At 64.5% G+C, this 24,068-nt stretch carries 21 protein-coding genes and 3 pseudogenes; 11 read left to right on the top strand and 13 right to left on the bottom strand.

Annotation, left to right across the window (positions count from 1 at the left end):
• Positions 1-310 precede the first annotated feature (310 nt).
• The 3 genes and pseudogenes from FOM02_RS17515 to FOM02_RS47145 form a co-directional block, all read left to right on the top strand.
• Entirely contained in the window at positions 311-724 is a 414-nt protein-coding gene (locus FOM02_RS17515) for a response regulator (protein WP_027557782.1), read from the top strand.
• On the top strand, positions 721-2,640 hold the full coding sequence (locus FOM02_RS17510; RefSeq protein WP_416207772.1) for a CHASE3 domain-containing protein: 1,920 nt from the start codon (positions 721-723) through the stop codon (positions 2,638-2,640). Before FOM02_RS17515 ends, FOM02_RS17510 begins: the two co-directional genes overlap by 4 nt.
• Positions 2,616-2,894 (top strand): annotated as a pseudogene (locus FOM02_RS47145) (response regulator); the annotation flags it as partial. The gene FOM02_RS17510 and the pseudogene FOM02_RS47145, both read left to right, overlap by 25 nt.
• 100 nt (positions 2,895-2,994) lie before the next feature.
• Here the strand turns inward: FOM02_RS47145 and FOM02_RS17505 are convergent.
• Positions 2,995-3,891, bottom strand: a complete 897-nt coding sequence (locus FOM02_RS17505; RefSeq protein WP_027557780.1) for a DMT family transporter — start codon at positions 3,889-3,891, stop codon at positions 2,995-2,997.
• A gap of 766 nt (positions 3,892-4,657) precedes the next feature.
• Here FOM02_RS17505 and FOM02_RS17500 point away from each other — a divergent pair.
• The 3 genes and pseudogenes from FOM02_RS17500 (at position 4,658) to FOM02_RS17490 (ending at position 10,627) form a co-directional block, all read left to right on the top strand.
• Positions 4,658-8,298: pseudogene (locus FOM02_RS17500) on the top strand (vitamin B12-dependent ribonucleotide reductase).
• 790 nt (positions 8,299-9,088) lie between these two features.
• Positions 9,089-9,877 carry a transglycosylase SLT domain-containing protein gene (locus tag FOM02_RS17495; RefSeq protein WP_028146305.1) on the top strand — a complete coding sequence of 263 codons (789 nt, stop codon included), beginning with the start codon at positions 9,089-9,091 and terminating at the stop codon, positions 9,875-9,877.
• Between the two features lie 234 nt (positions 9,878-10,111).
• Complete coding sequence (locus tag FOM02_RS17490; protein WP_027557777.1) at positions 10,112-10,627, top strand: ParB N-terminal domain-containing protein; 516 nt, start codon at positions 10,112-10,114, stop codon at positions 10,625-10,627.
• Between the two features lie 116 nt (positions 10,628-10,743).
• Here FOM02_RS17490 and FOM02_RS17485 read toward each other — a convergent pair whose 3' ends face one another.
• Complete coding sequence (locus FOM02_RS17485) at positions 10,744-11,742, bottom strand: acyl-CoA desaturase (protein WP_027557776.1); 999 nt, start codon at positions 11,740-11,742, stop codon at positions 10,744-10,746.
• Positions 11,743-11,935: 193 nt separating this feature from the next.
• On the opposite strand from FOM02_RS17485, the gene FOM02_RS17480 reads away from it, so the two are divergent.
• Together FOM02_RS17480 and FOM02_RS17475 are read left to right on the top strand one after the other, a co-directional pair.
• Positions 11,936-12,613, top strand: coding sequence for a phasin family protein (locus tag FOM02_RS17480; protein ID WP_027557775.1), 678 nt, complete (start codon positions 11,936-11,938; stop codon positions 12,611-12,613).
• A 375-nt stretch (positions 12,614-12,988) separates the two neighbouring features.
• Positions 12,989-14,032: a hypothetical protein gene (locus tag FOM02_RS17475; protein WP_027557774.1), complete on the top strand. Its 1,044-nt coding sequence runs from the start codon at positions 12,989-12,991 to the stop codon at positions 14,030-14,032.
• A 268-nt stretch (positions 14,033-14,300) separates the two neighbouring features.
• On the opposite strand, the gene FOM02_RS17470 is transcribed toward FOM02_RS17475, so the two are convergent.
• Complete coding sequence (locus FOM02_RS17470; RefSeq protein WP_028146306.1) at positions 14,301-14,582, bottom strand: hypothetical protein; 282 nt, start codon at positions 14,580-14,582, stop codon at positions 14,301-14,303.
• A gap of 267 nt (positions 14,583-14,849) precedes the next feature.
• On the opposite strand from FOM02_RS17470, the gene FOM02_RS17465 reads away from it, so the two are divergent.
• Positions 14,850-15,095, top strand: coding sequence for a hypothetical protein (locus tag FOM02_RS17465; RefSeq protein ID WP_027557773.1), 246 nt, complete (start codon positions 14,850-14,852; stop codon positions 15,093-15,095).
• A 28-nt stretch (positions 15,096-15,123) separates the two neighbouring features.
• Here the strand turns inward: FOM02_RS17465 and FOM02_RS17460 are convergent, their stop codons facing one another.
• The 6 genes and pseudogenes from FOM02_RS17460 to FOM02_RS17435 all read right to left on the bottom strand — a co-directional run bounded on the left by FOM02_RS17460 (position 15,124) and on the right by FOM02_RS17435 (position 20,386).
• Positions 15,124-15,660, bottom strand: coding sequence for a helix-turn-helix domain-containing protein (locus tag FOM02_RS17460; RefSeq protein WP_265441922.1), 537 nt, complete (start codon positions 15,658-15,660; stop codon positions 15,124-15,126).
• Positions 15,661-16,042: 382 nt separating this feature from the next.
• Positions 16,043-16,661, bottom strand: a pseudogene (locus FOM02_RS17455) (cell envelope biogenesis protein TolA).
• Between the two features lie 300 nt (positions 16,662-16,961).
• Positions 16,962-17,369: a VOC family protein gene (locus tag FOM02_RS17450; protein WP_051377908.1), complete on the bottom strand. Its 408-nt coding sequence runs from the start codon at positions 17,367-17,369 to the stop codon at positions 16,962-16,964.
• 66 nt (positions 17,370-17,435) lie between these two features.
• Positions 17,436-18,842, bottom strand: a complete 1,407-nt coding sequence (locus FOM02_RS17445) for an adenylate/guanylate cyclase domain-containing protein (protein WP_027557769.1) — start codon at positions 18,840-18,842, stop codon at positions 17,436-17,438.
• A 132-nt stretch (positions 18,843-18,974) separates the two neighbouring features.
• Positions 18,975-19,895, bottom strand: coding sequence for a DMT family transporter (locus FOM02_RS17440; RefSeq protein WP_027557768.1), 921 nt, complete (start codon positions 19,893-19,895; stop codon positions 18,975-18,977).
• A gap of 74 nt (positions 19,896-19,969) precedes the next feature.
• Positions 19,970-20,386: a nuclear transport factor 2 family protein gene (locus FOM02_RS17435; RefSeq protein WP_051377910.1), complete on the bottom strand. Its 417-nt coding sequence runs from the start codon at positions 20,384-20,386 to the stop codon at positions 19,970-19,972.
• A 108-nt stretch (positions 20,387-20,494) separates the two neighbouring features.
• On the opposite strand from FOM02_RS17435, the gene FOM02_RS17430 reads away from it, so the two are divergent.
• Complete coding sequence (locus tag FOM02_RS17430; RefSeq protein WP_027557766.1) at positions 20,495-21,076, top strand: bifunctional transcriptional activator/DNA repair enzyme AdaA; 582 nt, start codon at positions 20,495-20,497, stop codon at positions 21,074-21,076.
• A 6-nt stretch (positions 21,077-21,082) separates the two neighbouring features.
• Here FOM02_RS17430 and FOM02_RS17425 read toward each other — a convergent pair whose 3' ends face one another.
• The 4 genes from FOM02_RS17425 to FOM02_RS17410 all read right to left on the bottom strand — a co-directional run bounded on the left by FOM02_RS17425 (position 21,083) and on the right by FOM02_RS17410 (position 22,422).
• Positions 21,083-21,229: a hypothetical protein gene (locus FOM02_RS17425; RefSeq protein ID WP_167336511.1), complete on the bottom strand. Its 147-nt coding sequence runs from the start codon at positions 21,227-21,229 to the stop codon at positions 21,083-21,085.
• Between the two features lie 304 nt (positions 21,230-21,533).
• Positions 21,534-21,788, bottom strand: a complete 255-nt coding sequence (locus tag FOM02_RS17420) for a hypothetical protein (protein WP_027557765.1) — start codon at positions 21,786-21,788, stop codon at positions 21,534-21,536.
• A 148-nt stretch (positions 21,789-21,936) separates the two neighbouring features.
• A complete protein-coding gene (locus FOM02_RS17415) occupies positions 21,937-22,140 on the bottom strand; it encodes a hypothetical protein (RefSeq protein WP_027557764.1) in 204 nt (67 codons plus the stop codon).
• 111 nt (positions 22,141-22,251) lie between these two features.
• Entirely contained in the window at positions 22,252-22,422 is a 171-nt protein-coding gene (locus FOM02_RS17410) for a Flp family type IVb pilin (RefSeq protein WP_084334171.1), read from the bottom strand.
• Positions 22,423-22,760: 338 nt separating this feature from the next.
• Here FOM02_RS17410 and FOM02_RS17405 point away from each other — a divergent pair, with 338 nt between their 5' ends.
• Positions 22,761-24,068: a hypothetical protein gene (locus tag FOM02_RS17405; RefSeq protein WP_027557762.1), complete on the top strand. Its 1,308-nt coding sequence runs from the start codon at positions 22,761-22,763 to the stop codon at positions 24,066-24,068.

Raw genomic sequence — 24,068 nt, 5'->3', positions numbered from 1 at the left:
CTCCTCTGCAAATTCTCATCGCGAGCGGATCATTCGCCGACATTGAGCGCGGATGTCGCGCAGGCGGCGCCGGAGCGCGTATCGAGGCGGGCCTGGCCGTTTGCGCCCAGCGTGACAGCTCCCTACACCTTGCTTCAAGCTTTCGCGAACCTTGTCACAATTCGCGTGCCGAATTGCGCCCCGATGGAACCCGCATGCCCCTATGCACCACGCCGTGCATATCTACATCGCTCCAATCCAAAATTGACCCGACCCACGATTCGCGGATATCACAAATCCCGATGGGGACTTGGATTTGCTGGGAAGTGTCATGCCGCGTATCCTCGTGGTAGATGACGATCCGATGGTCGGCGCGACCATCGAGGTCCTCCTCCAACGTCAGGGCTTCGACGTCACGCTGGCCGACGGCGGCGAAACGGGACTGGCCGCGCTGGAAGCGCAGGCCTATGACGTGATGCTGGTCGACATCTTCATGCCGCATATGCGCGGCTTTGAATCGATCCGCATCTTTCACGAGCGCGCGCCGTCCGTGCCGCTGATCGCGATGTCCGGCTACGCCTTCGCATCGTCCGCCTCGCCCTCGCCCGATTTCCTCCGCATGGCGCTCGAGCTCGGTGCGATGCGCTGCCTGCGCAAGCCGTTCACGCCCGATGCGCTGCTGACCACGATCCGGGAATGCCTCGGCGCGGCCGCCTTGCCGAAGGATCAGAAAGAAGCACCTTGATCCCAACGCAACGCGTCATTCTCGGTGCTGGACTCGCCATCCTCCTGATCATCACCGCCGCCTCGATCGCCCTCGACGTCAAGTCGCGGTCCGATACCACCTGGGTCAGCCACACCGTCCAGGTGCTGAAGAAGATCTCCGATCTGCGCGTGCTGCTGCGCCGCGCCGAGAGCGCCGCGCGCGGCTACGAAATCTACCGCAACCAGGCCTTCAGCGATGAATTCGAGGCCGCCCACGCCCAGATCGCGCCGGCGCTCGCGAGCCTCAAGCGCGACGTGCGCGACAATCCCGACCAGGTCGCGCTGCTGGAGGGCACCGAGCCGCTGGCGCTGCGCCGGATGGAGGTCGCCGCCGCGGCGATGCGCCTGCGCGCCGCGAACGACGACGCCGGCATTGCCGCGCTCCAGGGCAAGGCCGAGGGCCGCGGCCTCATGGACACGGTGATGGGCAATCTCGACCAGCTGAGCACGGAAGAGGAACGACTGCTGACCGCGCGCTCCCAGGATTCGCGCCGCACCGGCATCGTGCTGCTCGGCATCGACGTTGCCGGCGCGCTGGTGATCCTGCTGCTCGTGCTGATGGTGATGCGCGAGAGCCATCGCGCCCAGAGCGCGCTCAAGAGCACGCTCGAGGAAGCTACCGCCGCCAATGAACAGCTCGAGGCCGCGGTTGCCGAGCGCACCGAGCACCTGGTCACCGCGCATGACGAGCTGCGCCTGTCGGTCAACGTACTCCAGAGCACCTTTCGCAGCATGGCGGAGGCGGTGCTGGTCATCGACATCGAGGGCAATGTCCTGTTGTCCAATCCGGCGGCCGAGCGCATGCTGCTGCACCGGGCCGGCATGAACCTGCGCAATCTGCGGGCGCTGTCGGATGTGTTTCACGGCGACGGCGTCACGCCGCTGAGGGCCGACGAGCTGCCGTCGACGCGCGTGCTGCGCGGCGAGCATTTCGAAGCCATCGAGATGATCGTCCGCCCGCACAGCGGCAATGACCCGCGCCACCTGATGATCAGCGGCCGGCCGATGCTGGACGGGCAAGGCGACATTTCCGGCGCGGTGCTGGTCTATCACGACGCGACCACCTCGCGCGACACCGAGCGGCAGTTGCACCAGTCGCAGAAGCTGGACGCCATCGGCAAGCTGACCGGCGGCGTCGCGCACGACTTCAACAACATGCTGACCGTGATCTCCGGCAACACCGAGACGCTGGTGGCGAGCCTGAAGCAGCAGCCCGAGCTGCAGCGCGTGGCGCGCCTGATCGACGATGCCGCCGAGCGCTACGCCGAGCTGATCCAGCATCTGCTCGCCTTCGCGCGCAAGCAGCCGCTCCAGCCGCGCAACGTCGAGATCAACGCGGCGATCACCGACATCGCAAAACTCTTGCGCCCGACCCTCGGCGAGCAGATCCAGATCGAGACCGTGCTGGAACAGGGTCCGATGACGGCGCATATCGATCCGTCCCGACTCACCAACGCCGTGCTCAACATGGCGATCAACGCCCGCGATGCCATGCCGAACGGCGGCAAGCTGCTGCTGGAGACCCACCGCGTCGCGCTGGACGAGGCCTATGCGCAGGCCAATGCCGAGGTGGTACCAGGTCCCTACGTCATGCTCGCGGTCAGCGACACCGGCACCGGCATGTCGACCGACATCCAGCAGAAGGCGTTCGAGCCGTTCTTCACCACCAAGGAGGTCGGCAAGGGCTCGGGCCTCGGCCTCTCCATGGTCTACGGCTTCGTCAAGCAGTCCGGCGGCCATATCAAGATCTACAGCGAGCCGGGCCACGGCACCACGATCAAGCTCTATCTGCCGCCGGGCGAAGGCGCGAGCGACGCGGACCGACCTTCCCGTTCGGCCATACTTGCTGCAGCGAGGGAATCGCAAGTGACGCCAGCAAGGCCGCGCTGGAATTGATCGAGGCCGGCCAGGCCTTCGACCTCCTCTTCACCGACGTCGTCATCCCCGGCGGCATGAGCGGGCGCGAGCTCGCCGACAAGGTGGCAGCGCTCCGCCCGGGGCTGAAGGTGCTCTACACCTCCGGCTACACCGACAACGCCATCGTCCATCACGGCAAGTTAGATGACGGCGTGCTGCTGCTGACAAAACCCTATCGGCGCAACCAGCTCGCCGAGATGATCCGCAAGGCGCTGGGCGACAACGCGAGTTGAGATTGTAGGATGGGTAGAGCGCAGCGAAACCCATCAACGATTTTCATGGTGACGAGGATGGGCTTCGCTTCGCTCTACCCATCCTACATGGCATCGCGCCTCATCGCGTCGCCAGCACTACGGCGGCCAGCGTGAAGATCAGCGCTGCGATCTGGCCCGCTCCGAGCGGCTCGTGCAGCGCGATCGCGGACGCGACGACGCCGATCACCGGCACCGCCATCGTCCCGATCGCGGCGACCGACGCCGGCAATCGCGCCAGCGCGGCGAACCAGCTGACATAGGCGATGCAGAACTGCACGACGGTCGAATAGAGCAGCAGCCACCATCCGACCGGCGTCACATTGTCCAGATGCGAGGTCTCGACCAGGAGGCCGACGATCGAGATCGGCAGGCAGCCGATCCCGATCTGCCAGGCTGCAGCCGTGATCGGCGGCAGATGGATCGGGTATTTCTTGGAGAAGACCGTACCGACGGCAAAGCCGAGCGCCCCCGTGAGCGCCATGATGATCCCCGGCAGCTTCTCCGCGCTCGCGGCGATGCCGTTGCCGCCCATGATCGAGGCAAGCCCCGCGAAGGCCATCACCAGCCCGAGCGTGCGCAGCAATGTCGGCCGCTCGCCCAGTACCGGCCAGGCGATGATCGAGGCCCACACCGGCATGGTGTAGGCGATCAGCGCCGCTTCGCTCGCCGGCAGCCAGAGCAGCGCGAGCCCCATCAGCACCATCCAGCCGGTGACGTTGAGGACGGCGGCGGTGAGCAGGCGCGGCCAGATCGCAGGGTCCACCTTCAGGCTCTGCCGGCGGATGATCGCCAGCGCCGCCAGCAACAGCGCGCCTAGCACGCCGGTCACCCCGCGCAGGGTCAGCGGCGGCAGCTCGGCGAGGAGGAATTTCGTCACCGGCCAATTGAAACCCCAGCCGATCGAGGTGATCGCGAGGAACATCAGGCCGGCCGGGGCGATACGCGGACGCGTATCCCGGCGAGTCGAATCAAGCATGTGGGCAGTCCGGCAAAATCGAGGTCAGCTTGGCCCGGATTCGCCCCCTTCACCACCACCTCGGCGGGCATGCCTGCCCTCACCTTCCGTAAGGGTACGTGAGTCCTGCTGACGCAATCCCGGTCCCGAAAAATATACCTGCCCTGTGAACAGCGGGATGAAGGCTCCGTATCGTCACGGAAGACAAATTTTTTCGGTTGGGAATCCCTGAGGACTCACTGATACTTGGCTCAACAACAGGTGAGGGCTTGCCCCCTGTTATCCCCCGCAATCCACCATATTTAGTATTTGATTCAGGAACTCGCACTAGTTCTTGACGGGCGCAACGGAGAGTCCTAGCTTTCGGTCCATTCGGCGCGAGTGAGTTTGCGTCCCGCCGGCACTCCCCCAAAGGGTCTCGCAAATCTTAGCTCCGCCAGCCGGCCAAAGGCTGCGGATGAGGGCTTGTCTGCCCTCAAGAAGCGGGCTTTTCGGGCGCCAGAACGGGCCGGCAAAAGGCTCGGATGGCATCGGTTGAAGAAGTGACGTTGTGGGGCGTTGAACGCATGTCGCGCACATCCCGTTGGGGCGGATGGGTGTGGACATGCCGGCGGGATGATCGATGCACGCATCGAGCCATCGCACCGGGAGAAACTGGGCCGGAATCCACCGGCTGAACTGCGAAGCCTTAAGGCTACGGCCCGGGAGGACTCGCGAAGCGAAATGACGACCCGGCCCGCTTCCAACGGGGAGCGGATCCGGTCAAAGATAAGGACGGGGCAAGACAATGCGGATTGAGCGGCGCCACACCACTTCGGGACAGTCACCTTACGCCGGGATCGAGTTCCGGCTGACCACGTCGGAGATTCGCAATCCCGACGGCTCGGTCGTGTTCAAGCTGGATAACGTCGAGGTCCCGACCGAGTGGTCGCAGGTCGCCTCCGACGTGCTGGCCCAGAAATATTTCCGCAAAGCCGGCGTCGCCGCGCGCCTGAAGAAGGTCGAGGAGGAATCCGTTCCCTCCTTCCTGTGGCGCTCCGTGCCCGACACCGAGGCGCTTAGCGGGCTCCCCGAGAAAGAGCGCTATGTCAGCGAGCTCAGTGCAAAACAGGTGTTCGATCGCCTCGCCGGCTGCTGGACCTATTGGGGCTGGAAGGGCGGCTACTTCACCAATGACGAAGACGCCCAGGCCTTCTATGACGAGCTCCGCTACATGCTCGCCATGCAGATGGTCGCGCCGAACTCGCCGCAATGGTTCAACACCGGTCTGCACTGGGCCTATGGCATCGACGGCCCCGGCCAGGGCCATTATTACGTCGACCCCTTCACCGGCAAGCTGACCAAGTCCAAGTCCGCCTACGAGCACCCGCAGCCGCACGCCTGCTTCATCCAGGGCGTCGGTGACGACCTCGTCAACGAGGGCGGCATCATGGACCTCTGGGTCCGCGAAGCCCGCCTGTTCAAGTACGGCTCCGGCACCGGCTCCAACTTCTCGCGCCTGCGCGGCGAAGGCGAGAAGCTGTCGGGTGGCGGCCGCTCGTCCGGCCTGATGAGCTTCCTCAAGATCGGCGACCGCGCCGCCGGCGCGATCAAGTCGGGCGGCACCACGCGCCGCGCGGCCAAGATGGTCGTCGTCGACGTCGATCACCCCGACATCGAGACCTACATCGACTGGAAGGTGAAGGAGGAGCAGAAGGTTGCTGCGCTGGTCACCGGCTCCAAGATCAACCAGAAGCACCTCAAGGCGGTGCTGAAGGCCTGCGTGAACTGCGAAGGCTCGGGCGACGATTGCTTCGACCCCGAGAAGAACCCGGCGCTCCGCCGCGAGATCAAGCTCGCGCGCCGCAGCCTCGTGCCTGACAATTACATCAAGCGCGTGATCCAGTTCGCCAAGCAAGGCTACAAGGACATCCAGTTCGACACCTACGACACCGACTGGGATAGCGAAGCCTACCTCACAGTCTCCGGCCAGAACTCCAACAACTCGGTCTCGCTGAAGGACGACTTCCTCCGCGCGGTCGAGACCGACGGCGACTGGAACCTGAACGCCCGCACCTCCAAGAAGGTGACGAAGACGCTGAAGGCGCGCGACCTCTGGGAGAAGATCGGCTACGCCGCCTGGGCGTCGGCCGACCCGGGCCTGCACTTCAACACCACGATGAACGACTGGCACACCTGCAAGGCGTCCGGCGACATCCGCGCGTCCAATCCGTGCTCGGAATACATGTTCCTGGACGACACCGCCTGTAACCTGGCGTCCGCGAACCTGCTCACCTTCTACAACACCACGACCAAGCAGTTCGACGTCGCCGGCTACGAGCACCTCTGCCAGCTCTGGACCATCGTGCTCGAAATCTCCGTCATGATGGCGCAGTTCCCCTCGCGCGCGATCGCCGAGCTCTCCTACGAGTTCCGCACGCTCGGCCTCGGCTACGCCAATATCGGCGGCCTGCTGATGACCATGGGTCTGTCGTATGACAGCAAGGAAGGCCGCGCGCTCTGCGGCGCGCTGACCGCGGTCATGACCGGCATCACCTACAAGACCTCGGCCGAGATCGCGGCCGAGCTCGGCACCTTCCCGGGCTACAAGAAGAACGCCGCACACATGCTGCGCGTCATCCGCAACCACCGCCGCGCCGCGCATGGCGAGGCCTCCGGCTACGAGGCGCTCAGCGTCAACCCGGTGCCGCTCGACCACGCCTCCTGCCCGCAGGCCGACATTGTCGAGCGTGCCAAGGCGGCCTGGGATGCGGCGCTCGAGCTCGGCGAGAAGCACGGCTATCGCAACGCCCAGACCACGGTGATCGCGCCGACCGGCACGATCGGCCTCGTCATGGATTGCGACACCACCGGCATCGAACCGGACTTCGCGCTGGTAAAATTCAAGAAGCTCGCCGGCGGCGGCTACTTCAAGATCATCAACCGTGCGGTCCCGTCCGCGCTGCGCGCGCTCGGCTATCGCGAGAGCGAGATCGCGGAGATCGAGGCCTACGCCGTCGGCCACGGCTCGCTCTCCAACGCGCCCGGCATCAACGCCTCGACCCTCAAGGCCAAGGGCTTCACCGATGAAGCCATCGCCAAGGTCGAGAAGGCCCTGCCGACCGCCTTCGACATCAAGTTCGCCTTCAACAAGTGGACCTTTGGCGAGGATTTCATCCGCGACCAGCTCGGCATCGGTGCCGAGGCGATCGCGGCTCCCGGCTTCGACCTGCTCCAGGCCGTCGGCTTCACCAAGCGCGAGATCGAGGCGGCCAACGTCCATATCTGCGGCGCGATGACGGTGGAAGGTGCCCCGCACCTGAAGGCCGAGCACTATCCGGTGTTCGACTGCGCCAATCCCTGCGGCAAGATCGGCAAGCGCTATCTGTCGGTCGAGAGCCACATCCGCATGATGGCGGCGGCGCAGCCCTTCATCTCGGGTGCGATCTCCAAGACCATCAACATGCCGAACGACGCCACGGTGGAGGACTGCAAGTCCGCCTACATGCTGTCGTGGAAGCTCGCCTTGAAAGCCAACGCGCTCTATCGCGACGGCTCCAAGCTCAGCCAGCCGCTCAACTCGCAGCTCATCAGCGACGACGAGGACGAGGATGATGCGGTCGAGACGCTCTACGAGAAGCCGATGGCGGCGCGTGCCGCCCAGGTCTCGGAAAAGATCGTCGAGAAGCTGGTCGAGCGCATCATCGTGATGCGCGAGCGCGAGAAGATGCCTGACCGACGCAAGGGCTACACCCAGAAGGCGGTCGTCGGCGGCCACAAGGTCTACCTGCGCACCGGCGAGTATGACGATGGCCGTCTCGGCGAGATCTTCATCGACATGCACAAGGAAGGCGCAGCTCTCCGCTCCTTCATCAACAACTTTGCGATCGCGGTCTCCCTCGGTCTGCAATACGGCGTGCCGCTGGACGAGTATGTCGACGCCTTCACCTTCACCCGCTTCGAGCCGGCGGGCCCCGTGCAGGGCAACGACAGCATCAAGTACGCGACCTCGATCCTCGACTACGTCTTCCGCGAGCTGGCGGTGAGCTACATGTCGCGCTTCGATCTCGCGCATGTCGATCCGACCGAGTCGAACTTCGACGCGCTCGGTAAGGGCGTCGAGGAAGGCAAGGAGCCGGACGAGACCCAGCACGCGACCAAGCTGGTCTCGCGCGGCCTCACCCGCTCGCGGACCGACAACCTCGTCGTGATGCGTGGGGGCTCTGCCGCGGTCGCGCAAGGCAACGCGAGAAGCTCGAGGCGCTCCAGTGGAGCAAGGCCGGCAGCGCCGCAACGGTCGCGGCTCCCAGCAAGGCCGAGCGCCGCGCCGAAGCCAAGGCCAAGGGCTACGAGGGCGAGATGTGCTCGGAGTGCGGCAACTTCACGCTGGTGCGGAATGGCACCTGCATGAAGTGCGATACTTGCGGCAGCACGACGGGGTGTTCGTGAGGCCGTAGAACGTCGTCTCGAGGATCGTTAGATCCGGACATATGCAAAGGGCGGCCGAAAGGCCGCCCTTTTTATTTCAGCAACTTCATCCGCTTAATGCGTCGGGCCACTCGCTCCTCACCGCTCATCATTGGCCACCGCATCGCTGCGTGCCCGTCTCGCAGCTCGCCTCGCCGCTTTCCTCGCAACCCAGCGCGCGCGAAACTGCTTCGCGGCACGAAAGGTGCGTGGTGCCACGACCTGGAATGCCATTGAGGCTATTCCGGCGACAACCCCTTTGACCACGTCGAAAGCGAAATCGGGTCCAAAATACTCCCACACGACCCTGCCTCCTTCTCGCGAAGGCTCCGCCGGGCGGAATGGGTAGCTTGCGAACATGAAAAAGCCCCGTCCGTCACCGGCGGGGCCTCGGGAAAATCTCTGTGCGCCTTGTTCAGCGCACACGAAATCTCTCGGTACACCCGCTCATGGTGGACTCGATGAACCAGCTGCAAAGCATGGCGGTGCGATGAAAAACGCCCATAGCGATCACCCAGAAATTTCGAAATGCGAAGGCGCGAGATGCGCAATGCCAAACGCGCGCACAACAGGCCGGTTGGCGGCAGATAAACAGACTGAACGGCCGCCGTCTGTGGACCAATTCACAATTGCGGTATGACTTTTTTTGGGCGCACGGCGATTGGCCCTGTCGCTGCGCCAACCAAACCCCGCACAGTCAGCCAGAATGTCCGCGTCCAATCGTCTAAAGCGTTGATCGCCAGCATCGTTCTCGCAGCCCCAATCGCCGACCATGCCCGGAACAAACCGAAACCTCCTCCCTCGCCTGCGCAGCGTTAGGCGGTGGGCACGAAAGACGTTCTCGCGCGCACCACGGATGGTTCGGATCGCGGCCGGCCTGGCTATCCTGATCGCGTCTCTCGCCCTCCTGAGCATCGCCTACCACGTCATCCGCAAGCCCACCGAACTCTTCGTCTTCGTCGGCAATTCCCTCGACAAGGATCCATCCGAGACCTGGCGTCACTACGGCCCCCTCTTCCGCACCTACTCCACGGCAACGATCACGCCCGAATTGCTGGCCGCGCTGGCGCAAGTCGAGAGCTCCGGCAATCCGGTGGCGCGCACCTACTGGCGCTGGCGGTGGAGTTTCAATCCGCTGGCGATCTACCGGCCCGCCTCCAGCGCGGTCGGCCTCTTCCAGATGACCGATCCGGCCTACGCCGAGGTCTCGCGTTTCTGCATCCGTAGCAACGCGGTCACGGAGACGGGCTGTGGCTTCACGCGCCTCTACACCCGCGCGATCCCGAGCCACGCCATCGAACTGGCGTCGGTGTATCTGGACCGCAATGTCGCGCTAGTTCTCGCCCTCGCGGGCGATGTGAAGGCAAGCGCCCAGCAGAAGCAGGATCTGGCCGCCTTCATTCATCTCTGCGGCGCAGGACCCGCCACGGCCTATGCGCGCCGCAAGTTTCAGATTCTGCCCGGCGAGCGGTGCGGCGATCACCTCGCCGCAAGCTATGTCGCCAGGGTCAGCGCGATGAAGCGGCAGTTTTTGCGGCTTGCGGCGGATGACGGCGGTTAGTGCCGTAGGATGGGTCGAGCGAAGCGAAACCCATCAGTCCACGGACGGCTATTGATGGGTTTCGCTGCGCTCTACCCATCCTACGTGCTTCGGCTAACTTTCACATGCGACCGTGATTAAGTGCGTGGCACAACCGTAATCCTCCGAATTGCCTTTGCGGTCGACCACTTCACCCCTAAACTCTTCGTCTCACCGATACGGTTCCGACGGGCCCGGTAGACGCGGAGTCAGATTATGCCCAAACCGGAAAGCTTCCCGATCGAGAAGATCTTCGTTCCCACGAAGCAGAAAAAAGCCATCAAGTCCGAAACCGTCGCGGAGATCGCGGAAAGTATTCTGGACATCGGACAACAGGAGCCCATTTCCGTTCGGCTCGATGGAGACCGCCTCGTTCTGGTCCAGGGACTGCATCGGCTCGAAGCCTGCAAGGCGCTCGGCGAGACGACCATACTCGGTGTCCTGGTCCCGGCCGAGCTTGCTCAATCCAAGCCGCAGCTCGCCGAACGACCTGAAGTCGAGGCAGAGCGCATCAAGATGGCGCGATTGAAGCAGTTGCGCCTGGCGAAGGAGGCCGCAGAGGCATCCACGGCTGCCTTGAGGGGCGTCAGCGCAACGGAATCTTCGCGCACCCGGTCGGCGAAAGGCGTCCGCGACAATCCGAAGGCATCACCGGGCAGGACTGCGAAAGCGGCGCCGAAAACATTGTCGGCCTGGATCACGCAGCAAAAGGGCAGCGGTGGCCGCTATTGATTGCCGGCTTAAGAATGACGGTGACCGGTCCGTAGGATGGGTTGAGCCCTTGCGAAACCCATCAGTCCACGGACGGCTATCGATGGGTTTCGCTTCGCTCTACCATCCTACATGCTTCACACCGTTGCTTCCGTATCCGGCATCGAACTCTTTCCGCCGTCCGAACCTCGCGTCTTGCTGCCGGCCGAAAAAATATCCTGCACCAACCCCAGCTTCCCCAGCCCCAAAACAATCAGCCCATTGATGTCGACCTCATACCACGCGTGCGACAGGTATGCGTCGCGCGGGAAGCGGTGGTGGTTGTTGTGCAGGCCTTCGCCGAAGGTGAGGATCGTGGTGACGAGCTCGTTGGTGGTGCCGTCATTGGTGTCGAAGCGGCGGTAGCCCCAGCGGCCGTCGCTGTGGCAGACCGAGTTGACCAGCGAGGTGGCCATGGTCATGACGTAGCTGCGGAACAGGCCGGAGAACAGGATGCAGCCGATCATCGCGTGCACGCCACTGAGCGCGTAGCCGAGGGCGGCGGGGATGATCAGCGCCGACAGCGCGTACCAGTACCAGCGCGTCCTTGTGAAGAACATCGCGATCGGGTCGGCCAGGATATCCTTGGCGTAGTATTCGGCGTCGGTGGTCTCCTTGTCCCACACCCAGCCGCCCTGCGCGTGGCCCATCCCCTTGGCAAAACTCTCGATGGGGTTGCCGGAGCCGTCATAATAGGGGCTGTGGACGTCGCCCGGCCGGTCGGAGTGAAGATGGTGCCGGCGATGGTTGCTCACCCATTTCAGGATCGAGCCCTGCACCGCCATCGTGGCGATCGCGGCGAGGATCGTCCGCATCACCGGACCGCAGCGGTAGCTGCGGTGGACGAAGTAGCGATGCATGAAGCCGATGCCAACAGTGGTCAGCACGAACATGCCGGCGAAGACCGCGATCTCCACCCACCCGATGCCATAGGTGAAGGCCCAGATCAGCGCCCCGATCGTGCCTCCGATCATCAGGGCGAACGAGATGTAGGAATCGCGAAATTTGGCGTCGACCACCGGTCCTTCGAACAGCACGCCCGGCGGCATTTTTGGCTCCGTGCCCTGCTCCGGCGCCACGCTCTCAACTACGGTCATTTCAGGCAGTCCATTTCCAAAACACTTCTGCAACGTAGGGTACAGACGCAGATTATTTCTAGCAACAACCCGATCGGCCGCGCGACTACGGAGCGAGCCTGTAGGGTGGGTTACGCCAAGCGGTCTGCGCTGCGCGCAGTCCGCAGGGCTAACCCACCCCACGCTCTGCCGGCATCCGGCAAAATCTCATCACATGGCCGCCACGCAAGTGACAACCCACAATCGCGATTTCAGCGCAAACGGGATGGAGGCTTGCGGCTTCAGCGATATTCGGGAGCCATTTGCAATGTTGAGTTCGGTAGAAAATAAGCCAACGGGAAAATCCGGCCGGCGCGGCGGCAAGAAGAAGGCCGGGCAACGGACCGGGGCCGGCGAGCACCACGCAACTGCGGCGCATCAAGTGCCGGATGCCTCGGCGGAGAACAGGCAAGAAAACAGCCAAGAGAACAAGCAAGAGAACAGGCAAGAGACCAAGCAAGAGGTAGAGACGAGCCGACTGATCGGCGCGCAGGTTCCCTCGGCTGCAACCTTGCCGTCCGGGATAGAGATCGTTGCAGCCGCGCCCGTCGCACCAAGGGAACCCTCCCAGGCCGGCGCGCAGGCGATTGCCGATGCCTATGGCGACTACATCAGGACGTCGCTTGAGCACGCCTGGACCTTCCTGGGACAGCTCGCGACGGCGCGCTCACCCGTTGAGGCCGTTGAGCTTCAGATGGCGTACGCGAAACAGGCGTGCGAATCCTTCGTCGCCAAATCCCAAGAGATCGCCGAGCTGCATGAACAAATGACCAGACAAAGGGTCATGCATTTTGAGGGGTTCGTGGCCAGGCTCACCCAGACGACGCTCGAAATCCGCGCAACACATCACTAAAGCGCGATGAGATTGGGACGAATCGTCCTCGCGCTTTAGGTTGTTGTTTGCGCATGATCTTTTCGGAAAACCTCTTCGCACTTTTCCGGATCATGCTTTAGCGGCGGCTGCGTATTCCGAGCCGCGTGGCCGGAAGCCCTTAGGGGTAGAACCCTTGCGAAGCCCATCATACGATCATCGACGTTGATGGGCTTCGCTCCGCTCGGCCCATCCTGCGAACTGCGCTTGCGCAGTCGCGGAGCCAACCCAGCCTACGCTCACTCCGCCCAGCTCCCTGGGCCCGCCATAATTTTACCTTTGCACACACGTTGTGTCGGACAGCGGCGAGACCTATCCTTCCAGCGATCGGACTGCCTCCCATTGACGCCCGACCGGATGGAGAGCGCATCGGTGCCTGAGACGAACGACCCCAAACCCGAGACCGACAGGCCTGATAACGCCAAGCCTGATGACACGAAGCCTGATGCCGCCAAGCCGGACGAGGCGCGCGTCGACGGCGGCCTGGCGCGGGCCTATGACCGGATCAAGAGCGCCGAGGAAGACCTTGCTCGGCTGGACCGGCTGGTTTCCGGAATGGAACGCACCAGCGAAAGCCCGCCCGTCTCGCACGCAAGCGCCGCTGCGACGGCGGCCGCTGGTCCCGCAAACAAGGCGCCGACGCCGGATGCCAGGGTTCCGAATGACAAGCCTCGCGATCAAGGCTTGAAGGGAGACCGAACCATGATGCGCGCCTTGGTCGGCCTCGTGCTGGCGATCGGCCTTCTCGGCGCGGCCTTCGCTTCGCAATATCGCGATGAGGCCAAGTTGATCAGCAAGTCGATCATGGCCCGATTGGGTCCGCCGGCCACGAGCACACAATCGCAAGCCTCCGCTGTGGAAAGTCCGGCGCAGCCGCAGGCCGTGCTGCTGGCTGCGGCGGATGAGGCGAGCCCGGTGCCCGCGCCGCCGGTCGCCAAGGACACCCAAGCAAAGGACACGCAAGCCAAGAACACGGAAAGCGCCCCAAAGCCTGGCGCCGCGGCGCCTGAGACGTCATCGTCCGATCTCGCGCAATCGCTCAAGGCCATCACGAGCGAGCTTGCGAGCATCAACGGCAAGCTCGAGCAACTGAAAAGCCGCAGCGAGCAGACCCTGCGCGAGCAGGCCGACACCATTCAACAGCTCAAGGCGGCGCAGGAGAAGGATGCGGCGGAGACCGCCCGCCTCGCCGCGCAGGTCCAGGCGCTGCAAACGCAGCCGACCGCGTCATCGACGCCCGCAGCCGCAAAGCCCGTCGTGCGCAGTGTGAACAACGAGGCCGCTGCGCGTGCCCGGCCGCACGTACCAGACGCTGCGCCCCGGCGGCCGAGGCCGCCGCCGCGAGGCCCCTGGATGCCTCCGCCCTATATGGATCCCTATTACGGCGATCCGGATTGGTGAGCTCGCAAGGCAGGTTCGCCCGTAGGATGGGTAGAGCGAAGCGAAACCCATCATTCCACGACCGCTGTTGATGGATTTCGCTTCGTTCTACCCATCCTATGAACGCCGCTCTGGGGAATATCCGTGGGGTGGGCAAAAGGCGCTCTTGCGCCGTGCCCACGAGCCAGTTCTACGGCCGGGAATGGTGGGCACGCTTCCGCCTTCGCTGTTCGAGCTTCGGCGGACAAGTCGCTTTGCCCACCCTACGAGAGCTACGAGAGCCGGGGCGCTACCACCAATACGGCCAGCGCCATCCCTCATAACGAACATATGACGGCACCAGCGGCGGGCCGTAGGGATCGACGCGGTCGTCTTCAGGCCGATAACGATAGCGCGGAACGACATTGTAATCCCACGGCGTCGGCCGGAGCACGGGCGCCGTCACGATAAGCCTCTCCTGTGGTGCGCGAACGACGACAGCCTTCCGCGTCCGGGCTTCAGCACCTGTCGTTGCCAGGCTGCACAGCGCCACGGCGGCTCCGAGCGCACAGGCGAGGGTCATTTTCTTCATGCGTTGATCTCCTTCGCGGGAAGAGTGCTCAAGGATGCAAGGCAAGGCAAGCCAATTCGCTGTCAACTTGCTTGAATGAACGCTGTCGGTTCTCGCTCGCCGCCCGCCCCGATCAGCTCTCCGGGCCGCAACCTCGTGGGGTCGGCGGTCCGACGTCCAGGCTCAACCGGCGCACCCCCTTGGATTGCAGTGCCCAATTGAACACGCTAGACGTTTGGTCATTATTCAAATCGATTCGTATCTTTTGGGGGATTGATGAACAAATTGATGACGGTTTTTGTCGTGACGGTCTTGTCGGTGGGCATCTCGGCGGCCGAGGCTGCTCCCCTTTACGAGTGCGGCGGCAACCCCGCCTGCCAGGCCAAGCGCGATCGCATGTCCCGCGAGACCTATGAGCGCAACATCAATCGCTGCCTCGCCGCTGCCGGCGCCACGCGCGAGCAGTGGCGCGCCCATGCCGTCCCGCGCCCGCAGGCGGACAAGGTCCGCGCCTGCCTGGAGGCGCACGGCTGATTGACGAAGTGGTGCGGCGGGCGAAGCGCTACGCCGCGTCGGCGTCCTCGGGCGCAGGCCCTGCCACGAGCCCGTCGAGACTGACCATCAGCAAATCGGCGATGTGCATCAGCTGGTAGACCGGAATGTCCGCCTCGCCCCTCTCGGCCAGCGACAGGAAATCGGGCGACACGCCGATGCGCTCGGCGAGCTGGGCTTTGGTGTAGCCGCGGCTCTCGCGCGCGGCTTTGACACGCGCGCCGATGCCGAGCCGGTGGCGGGACTGCTCGTCCGCGGTCATCATGGCGGCCTGCTCCTCCGGGCTCGCATAGCCGTCCGCGAATGCGGTGCCGATCAGCCGCTCCTTGCGCCAGGCGAGCCGGCAGGCCTTGCGCAGTCCGCTCGAGAAGATCACTGAAAACTGCTCCGGCACCCAGGCCGAGCTGTTGAGCTGCAGGCGCGCGCCGGTGCCGGAGACATCGCGGATCGTGCAGGGCACGCTGATGACGCTGCCGGCGCCGTTGTCGAACTCGACAATGCCGGTCCGCAGCGTGTGATGCCTGACGGCGGCGCGATGATCGCTCATGACAGCTCCCGTAAGCGCGCTGCAGCCGGACGAGGTATCCGACGCAGCCGCACATTCCGGATGGGAAGCTAGCGCAGAGTTTTTCGCAAAACTCCTAATGTTCCACCGCCGCGCCCGCGACCGGCCGCCATGGTAAAGGATTTGCTCCCATCCGCGGCGGGGCGGTCGCATGTGGGCATTTCGCACGGCCTGAGCGAGCGCCTCGTCCTTCGAGACGACCGCTCCGCGGTCTCCTCAGGATGAGGCTAAGCAGCACTGCGCCGTTGAAACTGCTGCCGCACAGTCCGTCGTCATCCTGAGGAGCCCGCCCAAGGCGGGCGTCTCGAAGGATGGCCGCAGGGAAGCCGCCTCCATACACGCCCCCCAAGCAACCCGCGCCCGCCTACTCCCGCGCGCGGCGCAGCGCGTCCTCCAGCTTCCGCCGTTGCTTGTGCCAGCGGGTCTGCTCGGCTTCAGCGCGTTCGTCGAGCGCGGCCCGCTCGGCCTCGATCGCCGCGGCGCGCGCCTCGTGCTCCCGTCTCGCCTCGCGCCTTGGCGCGGGCGTCCTCCTCCTTGCGGCGCTCGGCTTCGCGCCGCCGCTCCGCCTTCTCGAAAGCCGCGGCGGCCTTGCGCGCGGCCTGATCATCGGCCTTGCGCGATGTCTTGGGTGCGGCCTTGACGGGACGCTTCTTCGCTTCCGCCCTGGGCTTGCGTTTGGGCCTGGACTTGTGCCTGGCCTCGCCGTCGCCGAGATCGGTCGGCAGCTGGGCGTTCTCGGTGAACGGATCGTCCGAGCCGACCGGACGCCTCAGCACGACGCCGGGGCTTGCCATCGTCGCCGCGACGACATCGGGATCGTCGGTCTCCTTCGCAACGCCCTGATGGAAGAGATTGGAGCTCGCGCCCCACGCCTCCAGCGCCGCCTTCATCGAGGGTGCGGCGACCGCCTGGTCGTAGAAGCCGAGCGAGGTCTGGTACGTCCTCAGTTTTCTCTGCGGTTTTTTCTTCGGCTTGCCTGGCATGTCGCTCCGCGGCCCCAGCGCGGCACAAGCTTCCGTCGCACCGGCGCCACCCTGGCATCATGCCCCTGTTTTGCCCGACGGGTCAAACGATATTTCGGTATCGCCGAAGTCGATCCGCGCTCACCGCCGCGACCCAGTCAATCGCATATGGCATCGGAGCTTTGGGCAGCCTGGCCCCCACGCCGTCATGGCCAAGCTCGTCCCGGCCATCCACGCCCTGCCCGGCGTTGAAATCCCGCTTGTTTTCTACTGTGCATGGGGTTGTTTTCGAACTTTTGCCGGACTCGCATCGCCACGACGCTACGCTTCCGCATCAAGCAGCGCGTCGTACCCCTTCGCGCTGAACGCCAAGAGACAAAACCCGTGCCCGAACGGATCGGCCAGCATCGCGATCCGCCCATAGGGCGCATCGCATGCGGGCACCTCAAGCACCGCGCCGGCGGCGAGCGCGCGCGCAACGGCGGCATCGACATCGTCAACGACGACGTCGATATGCAGCGGCGACCAATGCCGCTCGTAGCGACGGCGGTCACCGCCCGCGCCGATCGTGCCGGCCGCTTTGGTGAGCAGATACACCGGCGCCGGCCAGCCCAGCAGTTCGACGAAGTCGGAACCGAAGCGGCGTCCGACCGTCAGGCCGAACGCGGCGGTGTAGAAGGTCGTGGCAGCGGCGACATCAGGGACGTCGATGTTGAGGAGGATGCTCATGGCGGGCAGCGTAGCCCGGATAGCGCAACGCGCAATCCGGGATGGTGCCGCACCCGCAATTCGGACTTAGGGGATCTCGTACACCGACACCCGTTCCGCGATCCCGCTCAGCGCAACGCTGCGGCGGGTTGGAACGAGGCCGCCGGCCTCGAGCAGGTTGCGCGTCTCGGCATTCTCCACAACCTGCTCCGTCACCACGATCGAGCGCGAGGCGGCGAGGCCCTGGACGCGCGAGGCGATGTTGACGGTCTGGCCGAAATAGTCCTGCTGGCCATTGAGCGTGACCGCAAGGCACGATCCCTCGTGGATGCCCATCTTCAGCAGCAGCCCCTGCTGCTGGCGCTGCGCCCCGAGCTCGCTCATGGCCTCGCGCATACGGATCGCGGCGGCGATCGCCCGGTCCGGGGTCTCGAACGTCGCCATCACGGCATCGCCGATGGTCTTGACCACGGCGCCGCGCTCGGCGGCGATGATCTCCTGCAGCAGCCGGAAATGCTCGTTGACGAGATCGAAGGCGACGAGGTCGCCGACATGCTCGTAGAGGCCGGTGGAATCCTTGAGGTCGGAGAACAGGAAGGTCAGGCTTAAAATCTTCAGGCGCTGGCCGATGGCGAGCGTCTCGGTGCGGTAGAGATCGCGGAAGGTCTGGTTGGTGAGCAGCCGCTTCGCGGTGAGGCTGGGCCTCCGCCGCGTCAGGACGGCATCGAGCCGCCCGTCCGCAACCCACACCGCCGGCAGCACACGCGTATCGGTGCGGTTCTCCAGCGTGAGCCTGAGCGCGCCTGGTCGAAGCGTGACCGCATCGACCGGCACGTCGGCCTTGTTGAAGATCAGGGCGAGGTTCTGGCGCTCGCTGGTCTCCTCGCCCTTGACCTCGATGAACTGCGCCGTGTGCGTCACGGGATCGAACAGGATCAGCATGCCCGCTCGAATCTGAAGCGACAGGATCGCCCGCTCGCCCGGCGGCAGGTCGACGGCCTCGAGCGTGAGCTCGCGCATGAGCGCATCGACATCGGTGGGGAGGTCGATCGCCGAGCTCCAGAACACCTGGCGATAATATTCGGCGAGCGACAGCTCGTCGGCATTGTGGGCGGCGATCTTGCGCACGCGCGGGCTGACCGTGAAGGTCACCTCGACCAGATTGTCCAGCGTCGTCTCATAGCCCGCCGCGCAGAACGCGCAATGATACTGCGCGCTGTTGACGGTCTTCAGACTCTTGTTGGCGGAGAGCACGCCGGCGCAGCTCGGGCACATCACGCTCCAGGTCATCTCGAGGATGCCGAGCCCGACCGCGCGCAAGAGGGCGCCGATCACCTCTTCCTCATCGAGGCTGGCCTCGCCGGCCAGATGCAGCGGGTTGATCTTGGAGAGCGCATGGTCCGGCGCCTCCCGCACCATGCGCTCGATGAGGTCGACGACGTCCTCGTCGACCGACTGGCGCAGCACACCGAACAGCGTTTCGATCTCGCTCATGCAATGATTTTACCTGAAAGGGGGCGGCGCGGAAATCCGCGTCTCCCATAGCTATGCCGGCGACGGCGGGGCACAAGCACTAGCAGGCAATTGCCGCCTCACGATGACGGGAGGTTGATCGCTCGACGGGAATCAGCGCTGCCGCTGCGCCAAGTAAAATCCGCACAGCACCGTGCCAAGTCCCGCCAGTTGCAGCGTGGTCGGGGCCTCGCCGAGCAGCAGCCAGCCGACCAGCAGCGTCAGGGCCGGCACGATCGCCGGGAACACGGCGGCGCGGGCAACGCCGAGGCGCTGGACCGAGACGGCGTAGAGATAAAGCGCACCGGGACCTGCGAGCACGCCCTGCGCCAGCGCCTGGATGGCGTTCTCGCTGATGCCAATTGCTGCCAGTCGAGCGAGGCCGCCGGTGGCGAGGTAGACCGGCAATAGCAGCAGCGACAGCACGTTGATGACCAGCGCGGCCGAGACCGCGGAGACGCGCCAGTGCCGCAGCAGCGCGCCGAAGCCGGCGAACATCAATCCGGTCAGCACGAAGATCAGATCGCCCTGCACCCCGTCGACCCCGATATGGCCGATCGATTCGGCGCCGATCACACCGAGCCCGCCGACGATGACCAGGGCGCCGATAAGACGCGAGGCTGAGATCTTCTCTTTCAGGAACAAGGCCGCCAGCAGCAGTCCGCCGAGCGTCGCGCAGGAGGGCTGGATCACGCTGCCATGGCCGAGCGGCACGAACATGAAACCGGCATAGGAGATCAGCGCCATCACGGGGCCGCCGAGCACCATCAGCGCAAGACCCCTGCCCCAGCCGATGCCGCAGAGATCGGAGATGCCGGCGCGCAACACCAGCGGCAGGAAGGCGATACCGGACCAGACGTAGCGATGCAGGAGCAGATCGACCGGCGTGAAGCCGACCTTCAGTCCATGCCGCGTGCCGGCAAAGCCGAGCGCCCAGAACAGCGCCGCCGACAGGCCGCAGACGACGCCGAGCAGCGCCGGCGTCGCATCAGTCTTGTGAGTGAGAGCGTCAGCGCCGCTCGTCCGCTGATCCATGGGGAAGCCTTATGTCAGTGCGTGGTGAGGCTCAACCCACGCCGGTGCAGGGCTGGCACGCATCGCGAATGCCATCACCCCTCCTCGCCGAACACCATCCGCCATCCCTTGCGCGTATCCATGTATTCCCGGACCTCGCGGATCTTGTCGCCCGCCACCGTGAACACGAAGCAATAGTCGTTCTCGTAATGCCTGCCACTGGAGAGCGTCGCGCGCATCCGCTCCTCCACGATCACGATATCGCCGTCGGCATAGACGCCGCGAAAGGCGATATCGATCTCCGAGAACATCCTGTGCATCTCCTGCGCGATGAAGCGCGCGATCTGCTCCGCGCCGACCATGTGGTCGGTATGGTCGAGCGCAACCGCGGTGGCATTGCCCTTCGGCGCGATCCATTCGGCGTCGTCGGTGAAGAGCGCGGCGATGCGATCCTTGTCGCGCGATGAAAAAGTCTTCCAGGCGTTGAGGACGACGTCTTTCGAACTGGTCACGATGCGATACCCCGGCTTGCGTTGAGGGCCGCGTTCTAAGCCGGTGCCCGCGCCGCGGCTCGCCACAATCGGACTCGGTCATCCCGCGGCTCTTCCCAGAGCGCCGGCATGCGCTATCATCGGGCCATGCTGAGTTTTGAAGACTGCAACACCGCGCGCCTGCGCCGGGATCCACACTATGACGGCCGCTTCTTTACGGCGGTGAAGACGACGGGCATCTATTGCCGCCCGGTGTGTCCGGCCAAGCAGCCGCTGACGCGCAACGTCGTCTATTATCCGACGGCCGCCGCAGCCGAGGCCGCAGGCTTCCGGCCTTGCCTGCGCTGCCGTCCCGAGACCGCACCGTTCTGCCCGGCCTGGAACGGCACGCGCTCGACGGTGGCGCGCGCGGTGAAGCTGATCAATGAAGGTGCGCTGGACGAGAATTCGGTAGTGACGCTCGCAATGCGGCTCGGCATCTCCTCGCGGCATCTGGCGCGATTGTTCGAGCGCCATGTCGGCGCGACGCCGCAGCAGCTTGCGAAGACGCTACGTGTCCAGCGCGCCAAACGCCTGCTCGATGCCGGCGATCACACCATGACTGACATTGCGTTCCAGGCCGGCTTCGGCAGCCTGCGCCGCTTCAACGCCGCCTTCGCCGAGCTCTACGGGAGATCGCCATCGAGCCTGCGTTCATCGAAGAATGCGTAGCCGGCTTTAGAAAAATCCGGGGCTGAGATCGAGCCCGTAGGTCAGGCTCAGCACGAACACGAACAGCGCAGCGGCTGCGAACAAGGCGAGATGCTTGACGATGAATTCACGCGGCGAAGTACTTGCAACAACGGCTTTCTGCGCAACAGGCATGACGGCTCCGGTATGATTCCAGAATTGGCCGCTCAATATGCGGCGTGCGCATCAGGCGCCGCGATCTGCAAAACAAGTATTAAGAAGATCACACTCGTCTTGAACGGCCGTACACAATGACGGCATCGCACTTCCCTTTTCATCTCCGGATTCTCGATCCGCGCACGCAACACGAAAATTCGCTGTCGAGCGCCGCAAAGAAAAACCGCGCTCCAAATGGGAGCGCGGTTCCGGAGTGTCGCGCATCGAAGGCCGCGAATTCAACATCGCGACAGCGGCACGATGCGCGCGTGTCTCGTCAAGCTCAGCGCGCCGAGCCCGTGGTCACGGTCGCCGTCTTCACCTTGCGCGGGGTCAGGACGCTGACCTGGAGCGCCGTCACGCTGGTGGCGGGTGCCGTCACCTGCTGCTCGACATTCTTGGCGCCGAGCACGCGGACCTGCAGGGGCGAAGCCGGAATGCCATTGGCCTCGTAGGCCGGCAATTCGCCGGCGAAGGTGGCAGTCGAGCCCGCGATGGCGAGGGCGGCAACTGCGATCGACAAAGTCTTCTTGTTCATGGTGATGCTCCTGGAAGAAGTGCGGAGCACATGTAAGCCTGATTTGCTGCATTGCGATATGCATTGCTGCAACGCAATATCGCGCAACATGCATGGCGATATGCCTAACGCGCCCAATTCCCTAAGCGCGTTCCCTCCCAGCCCGAGGCTAACCACCCATCACGTTGCCCCAGCCGTCGAAAACATAGGCCTTCCAGACCACTGTTCCATCGCCCCGCAACCGGCTGGCCCGCCGGTAATCGTCGGCCTGATCGGCGGTCCAGGTGATAATCGTGCCCGAGACGCGATCATGCAGGATGGCGGGCTCGGAGGGATCGAAGGCGTCCATGGGACGAAGCGAGGAATGCGTCATGGCCGATCAACGCACACACGTCAGCAAGGTTGCCGCGACGTACCGGGCAAAACGCCGCGCTCCTCCACTCGTCATTGCGAACGCAATGACGAGAGAGCCTCGCGCAACGTTCTATTTCAACGCCGTTGCCAGCGCCTGCAGCTTTGCGACGAGATTGGTCCCGAGTGCGTAAATCACTTCGATGATGGCCAGCGCGATGCCCGCTGCGATCAAGCCGTATTCGATTGCGGTGGCGCCGGACTCATCGGCGGCGAAAGCGGCCAGCGTGGATTTCAATTTCACTATCGTGTCCTTCCCAACTCTACCGGACGTTGCCGGCACGGGAGAGATGCACCTGATCAATCCAAGATTGAGTAAATCCATCCGCTTCAATTTGTCGACAAAGAACCTTGAATTTGCGGGCCTTTTCCGGTGCTTCCCCACCCGAACTGCGATGGAACTCGCGTTGCTCTTGCGCAACACCCAGGCGAAAAGCTCAATGTAAGCCATTTGCGCCATTGCGCCGCCACATCGTCCTCCGAACAATCGACGCTGCTACATGCCTTTCCGTGCAAGACTGTTTGCATCAAGACTGTTCGGACAAGACGGGTTTTGAACAGAACCGTTTGGAGGCAGGGATCATGAACGATCGGCGGTCTCTTCTTGTGGCTGTCGCGTGCCCTTCGGCCGTGATGGCCGGCTGGCTGGCGCTCTCCCTCTCCGCCTACGCTCCAGCGCTCATCGAGAACAGCGGCGCCAATGCGGCCTCGGTGTCCCGTGCGAAAGATCTCATCCGTCTCGAGCTCGCCGATGTTCCGCACGCTGCGACCCTCGAGGACGGTATCGCGCTGACGGCCGACATCGCGGCGGCCGCTGCGGTCGCCCCACCAATCGCGGAACCAGCGGCGTCCGAGGAGCCCGCCCCGGCCGTCAAGCTCGCTTCGGCTGATCCGGCGCTGATCGTGCCGGCGGAACCGCCGCCCGCACCGCAGATTTCGCCGGAACCGGAGCCCGTCGTCAGCGAGGCTCCGCCTGCACCGGCGCCCGAGCCGGTCAAGATTGCCTCCGCCGATCCCACCGAGATCGTGACCACCGACGAACCGTCGCCCGCGGCAATTACGGGCGGACCCACCCCAGCCCCAAGCAAGGCATCGCCGCCGGCCGACACCGTCGCCGTGCTCGACGAATGCTTCGTCATCGACGCCTGCATCGACCGCTATCTCTGGGCGCTCTACCAGCGCACGCCCAAGGAAGACTCCATCAAGGTGCAGGAGCGCCGCGCCGTCTCCATCAAGCGCAGGGGCAAGACGGTCACCGTGATGCGCAGCTTCACCAAGCTGGTCGACGAGGATTTCGGCTGGAAGGACCCGAAGGCGGCCGAGCACGCCGGCATGTCGATGATGGACTATGTCATCGGCGGCATGGACAAGAGCTTTAAGCGAAAACTGTTCCGCACGCTGCTCGCCGCCGAAGCCGCCGGCCTTTCGCCCGGCATCACCAGCGCGTTCCGCGACGACTATCGCCAGTCAATCGCGAGCGGCCTGAAAGCCGCCTCCGATCGCTCCTATCACGGCGGCAGCACGCGCGGCGGCTACGGCCACGGCATGGCGGCCGACATCGTCAGCACCCAGGGCAACAATCGCGCGCAGCGCTGGGTCTCGACCGAAATCCTGTGGAAATGGGTCGACGCCAACGGCAAGGCGCTCGGCGTCGGCCGGCCCTATCTCGACCGCGATCCGCCGCATGTCGGCCCGATCGACGGCAAGGAATACATTTCGAAGCGCGGCGGCGCGAGCGACCGCAAGGAAGCCGCGAACACCAAGTCCAAGAAGGCGCGGGCTGTGGCCAGCACCAGGCCATCGAAGGCGAAGGCGCATGCTGCGCGCGAGCAGAAGAGCTCGGCCAAGCCGCAGAAGTCGGCGCAATCCGCCAGTAAGCGCGCGACCTGA

Origin of the sequence: Bradyrhizobium sp. SEMIA, from assembly GCF_014844175.1 — a bacterium.
Taxonomy (GTDB): domain Bacteria; phylum Pseudomonadota; class Alphaproteobacteria; order Rhizobiales; family Xanthobacteraceae; genus Bradyrhizobium; species Bradyrhizobium arachidis.
Note: the sequence above shows the minus strand (reverse complement) of the source record. Positions and strands in the feature narration are given on the sequence as shown.

Excerpts from the sequence above, each read along its gene's own strand:
- FOM02_RS17415 (WP_027557764.1), bottom strand. The coding sequence starts at position 22,140 with ATGACGCATTCCTCGCTTCGTCCCATGGACGCCTTCGATCCCTCCGAG.
- FOM02_RS17405 (WP_027557762.1), top strand. The coding sequence starts at position 22,761 with ATGAACGATCGGCGGTCTCTTCTTGTGGCTGTCGCGTGCCCTTCGGCC.
- FOM02_RS17430 (WP_027557766.1), top strand. The coding sequence starts at position 20,495 with ATGCGCTATCATCGGGCCATGCTGAGTTTTGAAGACTGCAACACCGCG.
- FOM02_RS17505 (WP_027557780.1), bottom strand. The coding sequence starts at position 3,891 with ATGCTTGATTCGACTCGCCGGGATACGCGTCCGCGTATCGCCCCGGCC.
- FOM02_RS17485 (WP_027557776.1), bottom strand. The coding sequence starts at position 11,742 with ATGACCGTAGTTGAGAGCGTGGCGCCGGAGCAGGGCACGGAGCCAAAA.
- FOM02_RS17475 (WP_027557774.1), top strand. The coding sequence starts at position 12,989 with ATGGAGAGCGCATCGGTGCCTGAGACGAACGACCCCAAACCCGAGACC.
- FOM02_RS17495 (WP_028146305.1), top strand. The coding sequence starts at position 9,089 with ATGCCCGGAACAAACCGAAACCTCCTCCCTCGCCTGCGCAGCGTTAGG.
- FOM02_RS17425 (WP_167336511.1), bottom strand. The coding sequence starts at position 21,229 with ATGCCTGTTGCGCAGAAAGCCGTTGTTGCAAGTACTTCGCCGCGTGAA.
- FOM02_RS17460 (WP_265441922.1), bottom strand. The coding sequence starts at position 15,660 with ATGAGCGATCATCGCGCCGCCGTCAGGCATCACACGCTGCGGACCGGC.
- FOM02_RS17440 (WP_027557768.1), bottom strand. The coding sequence starts at position 19,895 with ATGGATCAGCGGACGAGCGGCGCTGACGCTCTCACTCACAAGACTGAT.
- FOM02_RS17450 (WP_051377908.1), bottom strand. The coding sequence starts at position 17,369 with ATGAGCATCCTCCTCAACATCGACGTCCCTGATGTCGCCGCTGCCACG.
- FOM02_RS17465 (WP_027557773.1), top strand. The coding sequence starts at position 14,850 with ATGACGGTTTTTGTCGTGACGGTCTTGTCGGTGGGCATCTCGGCGGCC.
- FOM02_RS17445 (WP_027557769.1), bottom strand. The coding sequence starts at position 18,842 with ATGAGCGAGATCGAAACGCTGTTCGGTGTGCTGCGCCAGTCGGTCGAC.
- FOM02_RS17480 (WP_027557775.1), top strand. The coding sequence starts at position 11,936 with ATGGCCGCCACGCAAGTGACAACCCACAATCGCGATTTCAGCGCAAAC.
- FOM02_RS17420 (WP_027557765.1), bottom strand. The coding sequence starts at position 21,788 with ATGAACAAGAAGACTTTGTCGATCGCAGTTGCCGCCCTCGCCATCGCG.
- FOM02_RS17490 (WP_027557777.1), top strand. The coding sequence starts at position 10,112 with ATGCCCAAACCGGAAAGCTTCCCGATCGAGAAGATCTTCGTTCCCACG.
- FOM02_RS17470 (WP_028146306.1), bottom strand. The coding sequence starts at position 14,582 with ATGAAGAAAATGACCCTCGCCTGTGCGCTCGGAGCCGCCGTGGCGCTG.
- FOM02_RS17515 (WP_027557782.1), top strand. The coding sequence starts at position 311 with ATGCCGCGTATCCTCGTGGTAGATGACGATCCGATGGTCGGCGCGACC.